Source organism: Pseudomonas sp. H1h (assembly GCF_000633255.1).
Classification (GTDB): Bacteria; Pseudomonadota; Gammaproteobacteria; order Pseudomonadales; family Pseudomonadaceae; genus Aquipseudomonas.
The window spans coordinates 61,849-79,342 of the sequence record NZ_AYMJ01000025.1; the positions used below are offsets into that span (position 1 = coordinate 61,849).

At 60.5% G+C, this 17,494-nt stretch carries 12 protein-coding genes and 1 pseudogene; 9 read left to right on the plus strand and 4 right to left on the minus strand.

The genetic code is table 11. The features are described from left to right. The first annotated feature begins 4 nt into the window (after nt 1-4). From lepA to pdxJ, 6 genes are all read left to right on the plus strand, one after another. Nucleotides 5-1,801 (plus strand): translation elongation factor 4, encoded by a 1,797-nt coding sequence (lepA, locus tag U862_RS0120705; RefSeq protein ID WP_025112166.1) that lies wholly within the window; start codon nt 5-7, stop codon nt 1,799-1,801. A gap of 9 nt (nt 1,802-1,810) precedes the next feature. Beyond that, nucleotides 1,811-2,665 carry a signal peptidase I gene (gene lepB / locus U862_RS0120710; protein WP_025112167.1) on the plus strand — a complete coding sequence of 285 codons (855 nt, stop codon included), beginning with the start codon at nt 1,811-1,813 and terminating at the stop codon, nt 2,663-2,665. A 183-nt stretch (nt 2,666-2,848) separates the two neighbouring features. Continuing rightward, nucleotides 2,849-3,538, plus strand: coding sequence for a ribonuclease III (gene rnc / locus U862_RS0120715; protein WP_024011703.1), 690 nt, complete (start codon nt 2,849-2,851; stop codon nt 3,536-3,538). Next, nucleotides 3,531-4,433: a GTPase Era gene (gene era / locus U862_RS0120720; RefSeq protein ID WP_003221935.1), complete on the plus strand. Its 903-nt coding sequence runs from the start codon at nt 3,531-3,533 to the stop codon at nt 4,431-4,433. Before rnc ends, era begins: the two co-directional genes overlap by 8 nt. 168 nt (nt 4,434-4,601) lie before the next feature. After that, on the plus strand, nt 4,602-5,291 hold the full coding sequence (gene recO / locus U862_RS0120725; protein WP_025112168.1) for a DNA repair protein RecO: 690 nt from the start codon (nt 4,602-4,604) through the stop codon (nt 5,289-5,291). A gap of 48 nt (nt 5,292-5,339) precedes the next feature. After that, nucleotides 5,340-6,083 (plus strand): pyridoxine 5'-phosphate synthase, encoded by a 744-nt coding sequence (gene pdxJ, locus U862_RS0120730; protein WP_025112169.1) that lies wholly within the window; start codon nt 5,340-5,342, stop codon nt 6,081-6,083. Nucleotides 6,084-6,225: 142 nt separating this feature from the next. Here the strand turns inward: pdxJ and mltF are convergent, their stop codons facing one another. Then, the gene (gene mltF / locus U862_RS0120735) at nt 6,226-7,686 is read right to left on the minus strand and encodes a membrane-bound lytic murein transglycosylase MltF (RefSeq protein WP_081794904.1); all 1,461 of its coding nucleotides are present in this window, start codon (nt 7,684-7,686) and stop codon (nt 6,226-6,228) included. Nucleotides 7,687-7,971: 285 nt separating this feature from the next. Between mltF and purL the strand changes: the two genes are divergently transcribed. Next, a complete protein-coding gene (gene purL, locus U862_RS0120740) occupies nt 7,972-11,868 on the plus strand; it encodes a phosphoribosylformylglycinamidine synthase (RefSeq protein WP_025112171.1) in 3,897 nt (1,298 codons plus the stop codon). Between the two features lie 5 nt (nt 11,869-11,873). Further along, nucleotides 11,874-12,185 (plus strand): YqfO family protein, encoded by a 312-nt coding sequence (locus U862_RS0120745; protein WP_025112172.1) that lies wholly within the window; start codon nt 11,874-11,876, stop codon nt 12,183-12,185. A gap of 157 nt (nt 12,186-12,342) precedes the next feature. Here the strand turns inward: U862_RS0120745 and U862_RS30800 are convergent, their stop codons facing one another. Next, on the minus strand, nt 12,343-12,573 hold the full coding sequence (locus U862_RS30800) for a hypothetical protein (protein WP_157836081.1): 231 nt from the start codon (nt 12,571-12,573) through the stop codon (nt 12,343-12,345). 257 nt (nt 12,574-12,830) lie between these two features. On the opposite strand from U862_RS30800, the pseudogene U862_RS31215 reads away from it, so the two are divergent. Next, a pseudogene (locus U862_RS31215) lies at nt 12,831-13,061 on the plus strand (DUF6124 family protein); the annotation flags it as partial. Between the two features lie 150 nt (nt 13,062-13,211). Here U862_RS31215 and nagE read toward each other — a convergent pair. After that, a complete protein-coding gene (gene nagE, locus U862_RS0120755) occupies nt 13,212-14,927 on the minus strand; it encodes an N-acetylglucosamine-specific PTS transporter subunit IIBC (protein WP_025112174.1) in 1,716 nt (571 codons plus the stop codon). A 35-nt stretch (nt 14,928-14,962) separates the two neighbouring features. After that, complete coding sequence (gene ptsP, locus U862_RS0120760) at nt 14,963-17,476, minus strand: phosphoenolpyruvate--protein phosphotransferase (protein WP_025112175.1); 2,514 nt, start codon at nt 17,474-17,476, stop codon at nt 14,963-14,965. Between the last annotated feature and the right edge of the window lie 18 nt (nt 17,477-17,494).

Consider the following 17,494-nt stretch of genomic DNA (forward strand, 5'->3'; position numbering starts at 1 on the left):
ATCCGTGAGTGATTTGAGTCATATCCGCAATTTCTCCATCATCGCCCACATTGACCATGGCAAGTCGACGCTGGCTGACCGTTTCATCCAGATGTGCGGTGGCCTGGCCGAGCGTGAAATGGAAGCCCAGGTACTGGATTCCATGGATCTGGAGCGCGAACGCGGGATCACCATCAAGGCCCACAGCGTTACCCTCTATTACAAAGCCAAAGATGGCGTCACCTACCAGCTGAACTTCATTGACACCCCGGGCCACGTCGACTTCACCTACGAAGTCAGCCGTTCCCTGGCCGCGTGTGAAGGTGCGTTGCTGGTGGTCGATGCCGGTCAGGGTGTTGAAGCCCAGTCCGTGGCCAACTGCTACACCGCGATCGAGCAGGGCCTTGAGGTCATGCCGGTACTGAACAAGATCGACCTGCCACAGGCCGAGCCGGACCGCGTCAAGGACGAGATCGAGAAGATCATCGGCATCGACGCCACCGACGCCGTCACCTGCAGCGCCAAGACCGGCCTGGGTGTCGACGAAGTGCTCGAGCGTCTGGTCGCAACCATTCCTGCACCGACCGGCAACATCGAAGATCCGCTGCAAGCGTTGATCATCGACTCCTGGTTCGACAACTACCTGGGCGTTGTCTCCCTGGTGCGCGTGCGTCATGGCCGCGTGAAGAAGGGCGACAAGATCCTGGTCAAGTCCACCGGCAAGGTGCACCTGGTCGACAGCGTCGGCGTGTTCAATCCGAAGCACACCGCCACTGTCGACCTCAAGGCCGGCGAAGTGGGCTTCATCATCGCCAGCATCAAGGACATTCACGGTGCGCCGGTCGGTGACACCCTGACCCTGAGCTCCACGCCGGACGTTCCGGTACTGCCGGGCTTCAAACGCATTCAGCCACAGGTTTACGCCGGTCTGTTCCCGGTCAGCTCCGACGACTTCGAGGACTTCCGCGAAGCGCTGCAGAAACTGACCCTGAACGACTCGTCGCTGCAGTACACCCCGGAGAGCTCCGACGCACTGGGCTTCGGCTTCCGTTGCGGGTTCCTCGGCATGCTGCACATGGAGATCATCCAGGAGCGCCTGGAGCGCGAATACGACCTGGACCTGATCACCACCGCGCCAACGGTAATTTTCGAGCTGGTGCTGAAAACCGGTGAAACGATTTACGTCGACAACCCCTCCAAGCTTCCGGATGTGTCGGCCATCGAAGACATGCGCGAGCCAATCGTGCGCGCCAACATCCTGGTTCCGCAGGAACACCTGGGCAACGTCATCACCCTGTGCATCGAGAAACGCGGTGTGCAGGTCGACATGCTGTTCCTCGGTAATCAGGTGCAGGTCACTTACGATTTGCCGATGAACGAAGTGGTCCTGGACTTCTTCGACCGTCTCAAATCCACCAGCCGCGGCTATGCTTCGCTGGATTACCATTTCGATCGTTACCAATCGGCTAATCTGGTGAAACTGGACGTGCTGATCAACGGTGACAAAGTCGACGCCCTGGCGTTGATCGTGCACCGTGACAATTCGCACTTCAAAGGTCGCCAGTTGACCGAGAAGATGAAAGAACTGATTCCTCGTCAGATGTTCGACGTGGCCATCCAGGCTGCCATTGGCGGTCAGATTGTTGCCCGGACAACCGTCAAGGCGCTCAGAAAGAACGTATTGGCCAAATGCTACGGCGGTGACGTAAGCCGTAAGAAAAAGCTGCTTGAAAAGCAAAAGGCCGGTAAGAAACGCATGAAGCAGGTCGGCAACGTGGAAATTCCACAAGAAGCCTTCCTTGCCGTGCTCAGGTTGGAATAGTCAGGTCCTATGTCACTAAATTTCCCGCTGTTGCTGGTCATCGCCGTGTTCGTCTGCGGCCTGTTGGCGTTGCTCGATCTGCTGTTCCTGGCGCCGCGTCGGCGTGCTGCCATTGCCTCTTATCAAGGCAGTGTCAGCCAGCCCGAGCCCGTGGTGGTCGAGAAACTGAACAAAGAGCCGTTGCTGGTCGAATACGGCAAGTCGTTCTTTCCGGTGTTGTTCATCGTGCTGGTGCTGCGTTCGTTCCTGGTGGAACCGTTCCAGATCCCGTCCGGCTCGATGAAACCGACCCTGGACGTCGGCGACTTCATTCTGGTGAACAAGTTTTCTTACGGGATCCGCCTGCCGGTGATCGACAAGAAAATCATCGAAGTCGGTGATCCACAGCGTGGCGATGTGATGGTGTTCCGCTACCCGAGCGACCCGAACGTCAACTACATCAAGCGTGTAGTCGGCCTGCCGGGCGACACGGTACGTTACACCGCCGACAAGCGCCTGTTGGTCAATGGCGAGTCGATTGCCGAGCAACTGGTCGGCTCCGAGCCGGGCACGCTGGGCAGTGCCGAGCTCTACAAGGAAAAACTCGGCGCGGCCGAGCACCTGATCCGCAAGGAAATGAGCCGCTACCGCGCGACCCCGGACCATACCTGGACTGTCCCGGCCGGCCATTACTTCATGATGGGCGACAACCGCGACAACTCCAACGACAGTCGCTACTGGGATGATCCGAACATTCCCAAGGATCTGCTGGGCATGGTTCCCGACCAGAATATCGTCGGCAAAGCCTTCGCTGTCTGGATGAGCTGGCCGGAACCGAAACTCAGCCACCTGCCGAATTTCTCGCGGGTTGGCCTGATCAAGTAATCAATCACGGCGCTGTTGACCACAGCGCCGAATGCATTTCTGGAGTCGACACAAATCGGCGCCAGGGCATGAAGCCACGATATTCAGGACGTAATTTTTGAACACAGCGTTAATTGTCCCAGGCCTGCGCCGTACCCCGGCGATGGCGGTGGAATCCAGCCACGAACTCAGCGTGGGTAAACCGTGAGCGTTTCTCTAAGCCGTCTCGAGCGCCAGCTCGGTTACACCTTCAAGGATCAGGAGCTGATGCTGCTGGCCCTCACGCACCGCAGCTTTGCCGGGCGTAACAACGAACGCCTGGAATTCCTCGGCGATGCCATCCTCAACTTCGTTGCCGGCGAGGCGCTGTTCGATCGCTTCCCGCTGGCCCGCGAAGGCCAGTTGTCGCGTTTGCGCGCGCGCCTGGTCAAGGGTGAGACACTGGCCGTGCTGGCCCGTGGTTTCGACCTGGGTGATTACCTGCGGCTGGGTTCGGGCGAACTGAAAAGTGGCGGCTTCCGACGCGAGTCGATTCTGGCCGATGCCCTCGAGGCGTTGATCGGTGCGATCTACCTCGACGCCGGCATGGATGTCGCCCGCGAGCGTGTACTGGCCTGGCTGGCCGGTGAGTTCGAAGGCTTGACGCTGGTCGACACCAACAAGGATCCCAAGACCCGTCTGCAGGAACACCTGCAATCGCGCGGTTGCGAACTGCCACGCTACGAAGTGGTGGATATCCAGGGTGAGCCGCACTGCCGTACCTTCTTCGTCGAATGCGAAGTGGTCTTATTGAATGAAAAAAGCCGAGGTCAGGGTGTGAGCCGTCGTATTGCCGAACAGGTAGCGGCCGCCGCAGCATTGATTGCCCTGGGCGTGGAGAATGGCAATGACTGATACAAACGCAACTCGCTGTGGCTACGTTGCCATCGTCGGCCGTCCCAACGTGGGCAAGTCCACGCTGCTGAACCACATTTTGGGGCAGAAGCTGGCGATCACCTCGCGCAAGCCGCAGACCACCCGTCACAACATGCTCGGGATCAAGACCGAAGGTGACGTGCAGGCGATCTACGTCGACACCCCCGGCATGCACAAGGGTGGCGAAAAGGCCCTCAACCGTTACATGAACAAGACCGCTTCGGCGGCGTTGAAAGACGTCGACGTGGTGATCTTCGTGGTCGACCGCACCAAGTGGACCGAAGAAGACCAGATGGTCCTGGAGCGCGTGCAGTACGTGACCGGCCCGCTGATCGTCGCGCTGAACAAGACCGACCGCATCGAAGACAAGGCCGAGCTGATGCCGCACCTGTCGTGGTTGCAGGAACAGCTGCCGAACGCGCAGATCATCCCGATTTCGGCGCAGCACGGGCATAACCTCGATGCGCTGGAAAAGGTCATCGCCGATCATCTGCCGGAGAACGATCACTTCTTCCCGGAAGACCAGATCACCGACCGCAGCAGCCGTTTCCTCGCCGCTGAGCTGGTGCGCGAGAAAATCATGCGCCAGATGGGCGCCGAGTTGCCGTACCAGATCACCGTGGAAATCGAAGAGTTCAAGCAGCAGGGCAAGACCCTGCACATTCACGCGCTGATCCTCGTCGAGCGTGACGGTCAGAAGAAGATCATCATTGGCGACAAGGGCGAGCGCATCAAACGCATCGGCACCGAAGCGCGCAAGGACATGGAGTTGCTGTTCGACTCCAAGATCATGCTCAACCTGTGGGTCAAGGTGAAGGGCGGCTGGTCCGACGACGAGCGTGCATTGCGTTCGCTGGGTTACGGCGACCTGTAACACCGGTTTTCTGTTACACCAGAGAACCCCCTGTGGGAGCGGGCTTGCTCGCGAATGCGCAGTGTCAGTCGACATATACTTTGACTGATTCAGCGCTTTCGCGAGCGACCCCGCTCCCACAGTAGTTTTGGGTTGTGAGTAAACCTGCGTTTCTTCATCGAGAACTTCATGTCGCAAACCCCACCTCTCGCCCAACCCGCCTACGTTCTGCATTCGCGCGCCTACCGCGAAACCAGCGCGCTGGTGGACTTCCTGACGCCGCAAGGGCGGCTGCGGGCAGTGTTGCGCAGTGCGCGGGGCAAGGCCGGGACGTTGGCGCGGCCCTTCGTGTCGCTGGAAGTCGAGTTTCGTGGCAAGGGTGAGTTGAAGAATGTCGGGCGCATGGAGAGTTCTGGGACTTCAGCGTGGCTTAACGGCGAGGCGCTGTTCAGCGGGCTCTATCTGAATGAGTTACTGATCCGCTTGCTGCCCGCCGAAGACCCGCACCCCGGTGTATTCGATCACTATGCCGCGACCTTGCTGGCATTGGCCGAAGGCCGTCCGTTGGAGCCACTGCTGCGCTCCTTCGAATGGCGACTGCTGGACGATCTCGGTTACGGCTTTTCCCTGAACACTGATATTCACGGTGAGCCCGTCGCGCCGGATGGCCTCTATCGCCTGCAAGTGGACGCGGGACTGGAGCGGGTTTTCCTGTTGCAACCCGGTCTGTTCAATGGCGTTGAATTACTGGCCATGGCCGAAGCCGACTGGACCGCCCCCGGCGCACTGTCCGCGGCCAAGCGGTTGATGCGTCAGGCACTGGCCGTTCACCTCGGCGGTCGGCCCCTCGTCAGTCGCGAGCTGTTTCGCAAACCCTAGCCCCGTGTATGCTGTGCGCCGAATCTTTTTCTTCAGGAGCGCGCATCCGTGACCACCAGCAATCGCATTCTTCTTGGCGTGAACATCGACCACGTCGCCACCCTGCGTCAGGCCCGTGGCACGCGCTATCCGGATCCGGTCAAGGCGGCGCTGGACGCAGAAGAGGCGGGTGCCGACGGCATCACCGTGCACCTGCGTGAAGACCGCCGGCACATTCAGGAACGCGACGTGCTGTTGCTCAAGGACGTGCTGCAGACCCGCATGAACTTCGAAATGGGCGTCACCGAAGAGATGATGGCGTTCGCCGAGCGCATCCGTCCGGCGCACATCTGCCTGGTGCCGGAAACCCGTCAGGAGCTGACCACCGAAGGTGGTCTGGATGTAGCGGGGCAGGAAGAGCGCATCAAGGCAGCGGTCGAGCGTCTGTCGAAGATCGGCAGTGAAGTGTCGCTGTTCATCGATGCGGATGAACGTCAGATCGCCGCATCCAAGCGCGTGGGCGCACCGGCCATCGAGCTGCACACCGGGCGTTATGCCGATGCGCAAACGCCGACCGAAGTCGCTGAAGAGCTCAAGCGTGTGGCGGACGGCGTGGCGTTTGGTCTGGCGCAGGGCCTGATCGTCAATGCCGGCCATGGCCTGCACTACCACAACGTCGAAGCCGTGGCGGCGATCAAGGGCATCAACGAATTGAACATCGGCCACGCGCTGGTGGCGCATGCGTTGTTCGTCGGATTCAAGTCTGCCGTATCGGAAATGAAGGCGCTGATCCTGGCGGCTGCAAAGGCCTAAACATTTGCACAAAATAATGTGGGAGCGGGCTTGCTCGCGAAAGCGCTTTGACATTCAACGATTCCGTTGGCTGTCAGATGTCTTTCGCGAGCAAGTCGGATTGCCGCATCACCGCCCCCACATTTGATTTGGGGTGGCTGGACTAGAGCGGCGGGTTTTCCTGCGCCGGCTTGGACTTGTCGATCCCCGGCACATGCAGATTGCCCTCGGCCACCTGATCGCCTTCAAGCTGCGGCTGGGTCACCCAGGTCAGGATGTCGTAGTAGCGACGGATGTTCGCCACGAAGTGCACCGGCTCGCCGCCACGGGCGTAGCCGTAGCGGGTCTTGCTGTACCACTGCTTCTGCGACAGGCGTGGCAGCATCTTCTTCACATCCAGCCACTTATCCGGGTTCAGACCTTCGCGGGATGCGAGTTTGCGTGCGTCATCAAGGTGACCGCTGCCGACGTTGTAAGCCGCCAGCGCGAACCAGGTGCGGTCCGGCTCCTGAATCGAATCATCGAGCTGATCCTTCATGTAGGCCAGATACTTGGCGCCGCCCATGATGCTTTGCTTGGGATCGAGACGGTTTGATACGCCCATCGCCTGGGCAGTGTTCTGCGTCAGCATCATCAGGCCGCGCACGCCGGTTTTCGAGGTGACCGCCGGTTGCCACAGCGATTCCTGATAGCCGATGGCCGCCAGCAGGCGCCAGTCGACTTTCTCTTTCTTGGCGTAGGTCTTGAAGTGCTGTTCGTATTTTGGCAGGCGCTGCTGCAAGTGCTGGGCGAAGGTGGTGGCGCCCATGTAGCCGAGGACATCGACGTGGCCGTAGTAGCGGTCTTTCAGACGTTGCAGGGTGCCGTTTTTCTGCACTTTGTCGAGGTAGGCGTTGATCTCGTTGAGCAGGCTGTTGTCTTCGCCCGGGGCCACGGCCCAGCTCTGGCTGCGTGCATCGCCGAGGTCGAAGGCTACGCGAATGTTGGTGAAGTACACCTGGTTCATCGCCACTTCATTGGAATCGACGAGGGTCAGATCGATCTGGCCTTCATCGACCATGCGCAACAGGTCGACCACTTCCACCGCGTCGGATTCTTCGTATTCGATGCCGGGGAATTTCTTTTTCAGCTCCGCCAACTGTTCGGCGTGGGTGCTGCCCTTGAGCACCATGATCTTCTTGCCGACCAGATCGCCGGGATCGGTTGGCCGTGACTGACCGTTGCGATAGATGATCTGCGGCGTGACTTCGAGGTAAGAGTGGGAGAACCGCACCTGTTTCTTGCGATCTTCGCTGCTGACCAGGCCGGCTGCGGCCAATACCGGGCCGTTCGGTTTGCCGATCTGGTTGAACAGGTCGTCGAGGTTGTCGGCGGTCTCGATTTTCAGCTCGACCCCCAAATCGTCGGCGAAACGCTTCACCAGCTCGTATTCGAAGCCGGTTTCACCGCTGCGATCCTGAAAGTAGGTGGCGGGGCTGTTACGGGTAATCACCCGCAGCACACCATCCTCCTTTACGCGCTCGAGTGTGTTGGGTTTATCAACACAGCCACCGAGCACCAGGAAGAGTCCGGTTGCGATCAGCCATTTGGCGTACCGCGGACGCAAAGCCGTTGGGAAAAACATCTGCGCAGTATACGCAAACGGCCACGGGCGCCATATCTCGACAGTGAAGGGCTTGTCTGCTAGCGATCACAAAACCGGCTGAAACCCCACAGGAATGGGGCTCGAGGACATTTTGTGACAGAAAAAATAAGCGCTGCCCGCACACCCTCGAAATTTGACTTCAAAGGCAGAAACACAGATTGATATCCGAGTGCAACCGTGCGTAGCGTTTCGGGTGATGTTGAGGGCGGTTTAGGCTAGAATGCACGGCCTCAAAGCACACCCCTTCCCGAGGCTGTCCCGAAGATGTTGATCCTGCGCGGCGCTCCTGCCCTTTCTGCCTTTCGCCACAGCAAACTCCTTGAGCAACTGAGCCAGAAGGTTCCAGCTGTCAGTGGCCTGTATGCTGAATTCGCTCACTTCGCCGAAGTCACCGGCGTCCTGACCGGCGACGAACAGCAGGTGCTTGCGCGCCTTCTGAAGTACGGTCCAAGCGTTCCGGTACAAGAGCCGACCGGCCGTCTGTTTCTGGTGTTGCCGCGTTTCGGCACCATCTCGCCATGGTCGAGCAAGGCCAGCGACATCGCCCGCAACTGCGGCCTGAGCAAAATCCAGCGCCTGGAGCGCGGTATCGCGTTCTACGTGGCCGGCCAGTTCAGCGACGCTGAAGCTCAGCAGATCGCCGACGTGCTACATGACCGCATGACCCAGATCGTGCTGGGCAACCTGGAACAGGCCGCCGGTCTGTTCAGCCACGCCGAGCCGAAACCGCTGACCGCGATCGACATCCTCGGTGGCGGCCGCGCCGCGCTGGAAAAGGCCAACACCGAGCTGGGCCTGGCCCTGGCCGAAGACGAGATCGATTACCTGGTCAACGCCTTCACCGGTCTCAAGCGCAACCCGCACGACATCGAACTGATGATGTTTGCCCAGGCCAACTCCGAGCACTGCCGCCACAAGATCTTCAACGCCAGTTGGGACATCGACGGCCAGAGCCAGGAAAAAAGCCTGTTCGGCATGATCAAGAACACCTACGTGATGCACAGCGAAGGCGTTCTGTCGGCTTATAAGGACAACGCCTCGGTGATTGTCGGCAACGTGGCCGGCCGCTTCTTCCCGAATCCCGAGACCCGCCAGTACGGCGCGGTGCAGGAGCCGGTGCACATCCTGATGAAGGTTGAAACCCACAACCACCCGACGGCGATCGCTCCGTTCCCGGGCGCATCCACCGGTTCCGGCGGCGAGATCCGTGACGAAGGTGCAACCGGTCGTGGCGCCAAGCCAAAGGCCGGCCTGACCGGTTTCACCGTGTCCAACCTGCAGATCCCGGGCTTCGAACAGCCGTGGGAAGTGCCGTACGGCAAGCCTGAGCGCATCGTTACCGCACTGGACATCATGATCGAAGGCCCGCTGGGCGGTGCCGCGTTCAACAACGAATTCGGCCGTCCGGCCCTGACTGGCTACTTCCGTACCTTCGAACAATCGATCACCACTCCGCACGGTGACGAAGTTCGCGGTTACCACAAGCCGATCATGCTCGCTGGCGGCATGGGCAACATCCGCGAAGAACACGTCAAGAAAGGCGAGATCGTCGTTGGCTCCAAGCTGATCGTGCTCGGCGGCCCGGCGATGCTGATCGGTCTGGGCGGCGGCGCCGCTTCCTCGATGGCCACCGGCACCAGCTCGGCGGATCTCGACTTCGCTTCCGTGCAGCGTGAAAACCCTGAAATGGAGCGTCGCTGCCAGGAAGTCATCGACCGTTGCTGGCAACTGGGCGACAAAAACCCGATCAGCTTCATCCACGACGTGGGTGCGGGCGGTCTGTCCAACGCCTTCCCGGAACTGGTCAACGACGGCGACCGCGGTGGCCGTTTCGAACTGCGCAACATTCCAAACGACGAGCCGGGCATGGCCCCGCACGAAATCTGGTCCAACGAATCCCAGGAACGTTACGTTCTGGCCGTCGGCCCGGCTGACTTCGAGCGCTTCCAGGCGATCTGCGAACGTGAGCGTTGCCCGTTTGCCGTAGTGGGCGAGGCGACCGCCGAACCGCAACTGACCGTGACCGACAGCCACTTCGGCAACAACCCGGTGGACATGCCACTGGAAGTGTTGCTGGGCAAGGCCCCGCGCATGCACCGTTCGGTGGTTCGCGAAGCCGAGCTGGGCGATGACTTCGATCCGTCGAACCTCGACATCACCGAATCCATCGAGCGCGTTCTGCACCACCCGGCCGTTGCGAGCAAGAGCTTCCTGATCACCATCGGCGACCGCACCATCACCGGCCTCGTGGCCCGTGACCAAATGGTCGGCCCATGGCAGGTTCCGGTGGCCGACGTTGCCGTCACCGCCACCAGTTTCGACGTCTACACCGGCGAAGCGATGGCGATGGGCGAGCGTACTCCGCTGGCACTGCTGGACGCCCCGGCTTCGGGCCGCATGGCCATCGGTGAAACCCTGACCAACATCGCTGCGTCGCGCATCAACAAGATCTCCGACATCAAACTGTCGGCGAACTGGATGTCGGCTGCCGGTCACCCGGGCGAAGACGCGCGTCTGTACGACACCGTGAAAGCGGTCGGCATGGAATTGTGTCCTGAGCTGGGTATCACCATTCCGGTGGGCAAGGACTCGATGTCCATGGCCACCCGCTGGAACGACAACGGCGAAGAAAAAACCGTGACCTCGCCGATGTCGCTGATCGTGACCGGTTTCGCGCCAGTGGCTGACATCCGTCAGACCCTGACCCCGGAACTGCGCATGGACAAGGGCACCACCGACCTGATCCTGATCGACCTCGGTCGCGGTCAGAACCGTATGGGCGCTTCGATCCTGGCACAGGTTCACGGCAAGCTCGGCAAACACGCGCCGGACGTCGATGACGCCGAAGACCTGAAAGCCTTCTTCGCAGTGATCCAGGGCCTCAACGCCGACGGTCACCTGCTGGCTTACCACGACCGTTCCGACGGTGGTTTGCTGACTTCCGTGGTGGAAATGGCCTTCGCCGGCCACTGCGGCCTGAGCCTGAACCTGGACAGCGTTGCCGAGTCCTCGGCAGAAATCGCCGCCATTCTGTTCAACGAAGAACTGGGTGCCGTGATCCAGGTTCGTCAGGACGCCACGCCAGACATCCTCGCGCAATTCAGCGCGGCCGGTCTGGGCGACTGCGTGTCGGTGATCGGTCAGCCAATGAACAACGGCCAGATCAACATCACCTTCAACGGTGACACCGTGTTCGAAGGTCAGCGCCGTCTGCTGCAGCGTACCTGGGCTGAAACCAGCTACCAGATCCAGCGTCTGCGTGACAACGCCGACTGCGCCGAGCAAGAGTTCGACGTGCTGCTGGAAGAAGACAACCCGGGCCTGAGCGTCAAGCTGAGCTACGACGTCAACCAGGACATCGCCGCGCCTTACATCAAGAAAGGCATCCGCCCACAGGTTGCCGTGCTGCGCGAGCAGGGCGTAAACGGTCAGGTGGAAATGGCGGCCGCGTTCGACCGCGCCGGTTTCAATGCGATCGACGTGCACATGAGCGACATTCTGGCCGGCCGCGTCGACCTGAACGAGTTCAAAGGTCTGGTAGCGTGCGGTGGTTTCTCTTATGGCGACGTACTCGGCGCCGGTGAAGGCTGGGCCAAGTCGGCACTGTTCAACAGCCGTGCCCGCGATGCGTTCCAGGGCTTCTTCGAACGTAACGACAGCTTCACCCTCGGCGTGTGCAACGGTTGCCAGATGATGTCCAACCTGCACGAGCTGATCCCGGGCAGCGAGTTCTGGCCGCACTTCGTGCGTAACCGCTCCGAGCAGTTCGAAGCGCGCGTGGCGATGGTGCAGATCCAGGAGTCGAACTCGATCTTCCTGCAAGGCATGGCCGGTTCGCGTATGCCGATCGCCATTGCTCACGGTGAAGGTCACGCCGAGTTCTCCAGCGAAGAGGCACTGCTGGAAGCCGATCTGTCGGGTTGCGTGGCGATGCGTTTCGTCGACAACCACGGCAAGGTCACCGAAGCCTACCCGGCCAACCCGAACGGTTCGCCGCGCGGGATCACCGGTCTCACCAGCCGCGACGGTCGCGTGACGATCATGATGCCGCACCCGGAGCGCGTGTTCCGCGCCGTGCAGAACTCGTGGCGTTCGGAAGACTGGAACGAGGACGCTCCTTGGATGCGCATGTTCCGTAATGCTCGCGTCTGGGTGAACTAAGGCCTGTGTACAAGCTCGGTTTTTTTGTTCCTGACAGTCATGTCGAAGTGGTCAAAGGGGCTGTGTTCGCTGCCGGTGGTGGGCGGATCGGTGACTATGACCACTGCGCGTGGCAGGTGCTCGGTCTGGGCCAGTTTCGACCGTTGGACGGCAGTCAGCCGTTCATTGGCGAGGCGGGGCAGGTTGAGCGGGTTGAGGAATGGAAGGTTGAGCTTGTGGTGGCGGATGAGTTGATCGTGGCTGTTGTGGCGGCATTGAAGCTCAGTCATCCGTACGAGACGCCGGCTTATGAAGTGTGGCGGCTGGAGGATTTCTGATCTTTCTTGCTGCTGAAACAGGAAACCCGCCGATGAGTGATTGTCTGCGGGTTTTTTGTTGCCTGCGATTTAACCATTTTCAATCTGCCTCTATACAAGGCTCATATGGATTCGGAGTAGATACCTGGTTAGTTTGGAGGTTGGTTGAACCCCATGATTAACAATCAGTAAATCTTAATCTGCCACCGCAGTTTTTGAGGTTTTTTACCTGGCGCGGTGGCAATACGAATTTTTCAAAATTGTAATCCCGTATTTCGCGTGTGTTCCAGCTGTTGCTGACCTCCGGATGGGTGGTTCCTGTAAAGCATTTTGTATTCATCTCACAGGAAATCACTTGTTCTTCCAGCCCCGATTTTGGATAGCTGAGAGGAATCGGTTCTACCGTCAATTCGCAACTCCCTTTGGCGTTGCTGATTTTCCAAGCGTCTTCGCAATCACCAGCTGAGGCATATGGCGAGCAGAGCTGTAACGTAGAAAAAAACGACGAGGCTATAATTAACTTATTAAGAGGGTGCATAAGTTCCCCGTTTTGCGAGTGGCATTTTTTCAGGTTCGATTGACTGCCTGTGTAGGGTGTGGCGAGCAGAAAATGGTGTCTACTGTAATAAGTAACAGTTCACTAGACCCGTTACTCCTAACACTTACCTCGCCAAAAAACGCGAAGCCATCAAACGCGCACTCGATTTCTACCTCAGCCCCGAACCCGCCAAGCCCTACCTACGAATCGTTGGCCTCCGCCAGTGCCATGGCCAGCAAATTCGCAACTGAGCTCAGCAGCCAGCAACGCAGCACCGCACTGGCCCTGCAGCAAAATCGTCATGCTTGCCGAGCTCGCGGTAAACCAGTGCACTGGATCGAGTTGATCCACAGACCTGATCATCAGGCTCACCGCGTCATCGTTCTTCGCGAGCAAGCCCGCTCCCACAGTTGAATGCATTCCAAATGTGGGAGCTGAGGCTGGCAGCGCTCAATCCAAACTGTGGGAGCGGGCTTGCTCGCGAAGAGGCCCGCCCAGACGCCGAAGATTCAAACCTTGGCGCTGACCTCACTGCGATTGACCAGCGCCTCCAGTGCCCCACTCAAACTCGCTGCCTTGTCACCCACCACCAAATGCCACACCCCACCTTCCAACGGGCTGACACCCTGGCAACCCAGCTCTTTCAACTGAGCCTCGGACAATGCTTTGCCATCAGCCAGTTGCAGACGAATTCGGCTCATGGCGATGCAGTCCAGTTGCAGCACATTCTCGCTACCACCCAACGCAGTCAGCCACTGCTGAGCTTCCGGTGCAGTGACGAGTACGGTTTTTGATTCCTCGACCACCGCCGCAGGCGCCGGCACCAGCCCGCGGCCCAGAGCCGGCATGGCGAGGCGTATTTCATCAGCAATGCTGTCGGCCATCGGTCCGACAACTACCTGCAAACTGCCACCCTTGCCCGGACGGACCACCGCCATCGCGCCCAGTGCTTTCAGGTCAGCATCGGAGGCCTTGTTGCGATCGACCATTTCCAGGCGCAGACGGGTGGTGCACGCGCCCACCGTCACCAGATTCTCTGCGCCACCGAGTGCCTTGATGTAGGCCGCAGCGCGCTCGTTCTCGGTGAGAACAGCCTTGTCGGCCGCCGCAACATCTTCACGCCCCGGCGTTTTCAGATTGAAGCGACGAATGCAGAAATCAAACACCGCGTAATACACCACGGCATAGGCCAGCCCCACAGGAATCACCAGCCAGCCATTGGTCGAGCGTCCCCAACCCAACACCATATCGATAAAACCGCCAGAGAACGTGAAGCCCAGGTGAATGTTCAACGCATTGGTAATCGCCATCGACAACCCGGTCAGCAACGCATGCAGCAGATACAACAGCGGCGCCAAAAACATGAAGGCGAATTCGATGGGTTCGGTTACCCCGGTCAAAAACGAGGTCAGGGCCATCGACAGGAAAATCCCGCCCATCACTTTGCGCCGTTCCGGCAGGGCGTTGCGGTACATCGCCAGGCAGGCTGCCGGCAGGCCGAAAATCATCATCGGGAACATGCCGGTCATGAACTGGCCGCCCTTCGGATCACCGGCGAAGTAGCGTGACAGATCGCCAGTCACCAGCGCACCTGTGGTCGGATCGGTGAAGTTGCCGAACACGAACCACGCCATGTTGTTGAGGATGTGGTGCAGGCCAGTGACGATCAGCAAGCGGTTGAACACGCCGAAGACGAAGGCGCCGAAGCTGCCGCTTTCCATCATCAGGCTGCCGAAGCTGTTGATGCCATGCTGGATCGGCGGCCAGATGTAGCCGAATACCACGCCCAGACCGACCGCCGCAAAACCGGTGACGATCGGCACAAACCGACGCCCGCCGAAGAACGCCAGATACTCCGGCAGCTTGATGTCCTTGAACCGGTTGTACAGCGCACCAGCCATCAGGCCGCTGACGATCCCGGCGAGCATGCCCATGTTGATGCTCGCATCGAGCACCTTGAGCGTGGAGATCATCACCAGATAACCGATTACTCCGGCGAGGCCGGCGGTGCCGTTGTTGTCCTTGGCGAACCCGACGGCGATGCCGATGGCGAAAATCATCGCCAGGTTGGCGAAGATCACTTGCCCGGCATCGTGGATGATCGCGATGTTCAGCAGGTCGGTGTCACCCAGACGCAGCAGCAGGCCGGCAATCGGCAGGATCGCGATCGGCAGCATCAGCGCGCGGCCGAGGCGTTGCAGGCCTTCGATGAAGAGTTGGTACATGGTGCTTCTCCCTGCTCTTTATAGAGAGCTTGTTGTTAGTGCAGAGGCCAGTGCTGGTGGCAGGCGTGACGCACCGCAGCGGCGCTGTTCAGTTTGAGCAGGTCGTGGCTGAGGCGTTGGCATTCGGCCTCGTGCAACTGACGCACGCGGTCCTTGATTTCCCCGATCTGCACCGGGCTGACCGACAGTTCGGTGACGCCCAGGCCGATCAGCACTGGTGTTGCCAGTGGATCGGAGGCGAGGGCGCCGCAGACACCGACCCAACGCTTGTGCACCGCTGCGCCTGCGCAGGTCATGGCGATCAGGCGCAGCAGCGCCGGGTGCAGGGCATCGACCCGGGCGGCCAGACCTGCGTGGTCGCGGTCCATGGCCAGGGTGTATTGCGACAGATCGTTGGTGCCGATCGAGAGGAAGTCGGCGTGTTCGGCCAGTTGCTCGGCTTGCAGCGCGGCGGCGGGGACTTCGATCATCACGCCGATTTCCGGGCGCTCGCTGATGCTCAGCTCCAGACACAGCGCATCGACGCGTTGACGGATGTGCAGCAGTTCATCGACCTCGGTGACCATCGGCAACAGGATTCGGCAACGGCGCAGAGGGCTGACTTGCAGCAGCGCACGCAGTTGCTGGTCGAGGATTTCCGGACGCGCCTGAGCCAGTCGAATGCCGCGCAAGCCGAGCACCGGGTTGGCTTCGGCAGGCAGCGGCAGGTAGTCGAGTTGCTTGTCGCCGCCGACGTCGATGGTGCGGATGATCACCGATTGGTCGCCCATCGCATCCAGCACGGCTTGGTAGGCGACGCGCTGTTCTTCAACGTCTGGCGCCGTTTGGCGGTCAACGAATAGGAATTCGGTGCGCAGCAGGCCGACGCCGTCGGCGCCGTTGGCGAATGCGTCGGCCGCTTCAGCACTTGAGGCGACGTTGGCGACCACTTCGATCGCCACGCCATTGCGCGTTTCGGCGGGCAGGTGGGCCTTGGCTTGTTGTGCGTCGCGGCGTTGCTGGCGGTCGATTTGCGCTTGCTGAACTTCGGCCAGGCGTTCGGCGCTCGGGGTCAGTTCAAGGCGACCGCCGTCAGCATCCAGCACCACTGATTGCCCTTGCGGCTGATCGAGCAAAGCCGACCCCAGCGCAACCATGCACGGCAGACCCTTGCCCCGCGCCAGAATCGCCACGTGCGAGGTCGCGCCGCCCTCGGCCATGCACAACCCGGCGACACCTTGCGCGCTGAGTTGCAGCAGATCCGACGGCGTCAATTCATGCGCGGCAACGATGGCGCCGGCCGGCACCTCGTAATGCCAGGCTTCGCCAAGCAGCGCACGCAGCACGCGTTGCTTGAGGTCGCGCAGATCATTGGCGCGTTCGGCCAACAGTGCGCTGCCGGTGTGTTGCAGCACGTCACACTGGACATCGATCGACTGGCTCCAGGCGTGAGTCGCCGCCGCGCCTTGGTCGATGGCGTGCTGTGCGGCGTCGAGCAAGGCCGGGTCTTCGAGCAGTGCCAGATGCGCCGCGAAGATCGCTTCTTCTTCGGCGTTCTTGTGCTTTTTCGCTTGGGTCAGGGTGGCGTGGATTTCGCTACGAACCTGACTCAACGCCGACTCAAGAACCTGTTGTTGCACCCGCGGATCATGATTGCCGGTATCCGCCGGCAGACTGATCGCATTCAGGCGAAACAGCGGCCCACCGACCAGTCCCGGTGCGGCGCACACACCTTGCAGGACGCCAGCTTCGGCGGGGCGTTTGCGTGGTGCAGCGCTGACCGGTGCGACGGTGTGGTGATCCTCGGGCAGCGTGGTGGCCAATGCGCCGAGCAACGCTTGCAGCGCGGCTTCGGCGTCCGGCCCCTGGCAACTGACCTGCACTTCATCCTGCTCACCGACGGCCAACCCCATCAGCCCGATCAGGCTGTTGCACGGCGCCGATTTGCCAGCGAAGTGCAGCTGCGATTGGCTCTTGAAGCCTTGCGCGGTCTGGCGAATCAGCGCAGCAGGGCGCGCATGCAGGCCGCCACGATGAGCCACCAGCACATGCCCGTGAACCTCAGGCCCGCCAGGCATTTCAGCATTGGCCGCCGCACTGTTGCGGGCAACGATGTGCAGCAGGGGGTCACCGACCTTTACCGCCTTGAGCGTGATCGGGCGCACCTGAAAATCCTGACTGTTGGTCAGGATCAACAGGCTGACCAGGCTTTTGCATTGCCGGCCGACCTTGTCCAGGTCGTAGCGCAACAAAGGCTGACCCTTGCTGACGCGGCCACCTTCCTTGACCAGCATCGAGAAGCCTTCGCCGTTCAGTTCAACGGTGTCCAGGCCCAGGTGCAGGAGGATTTCCGCGCCGTTGTCGGCACGCACCGTGAGCGCGTGGCCGGTGCGGGCGACGTGAATGATCACCCCTGCGCACGGCGAATACAGCGTGTCGTTGATCGGGTCGATGGCAATGCCGTCACCCATCGCGCCGCTGGCGAACACCGCGTCCGGGACTTTGGCGAGCGTGAGCACCGGGCCGCTGAGCGGGGCGCTGAGGGTCAGCTCTTTATTGTTGTTGTGCATGGCTCGGTCTCATCAGGT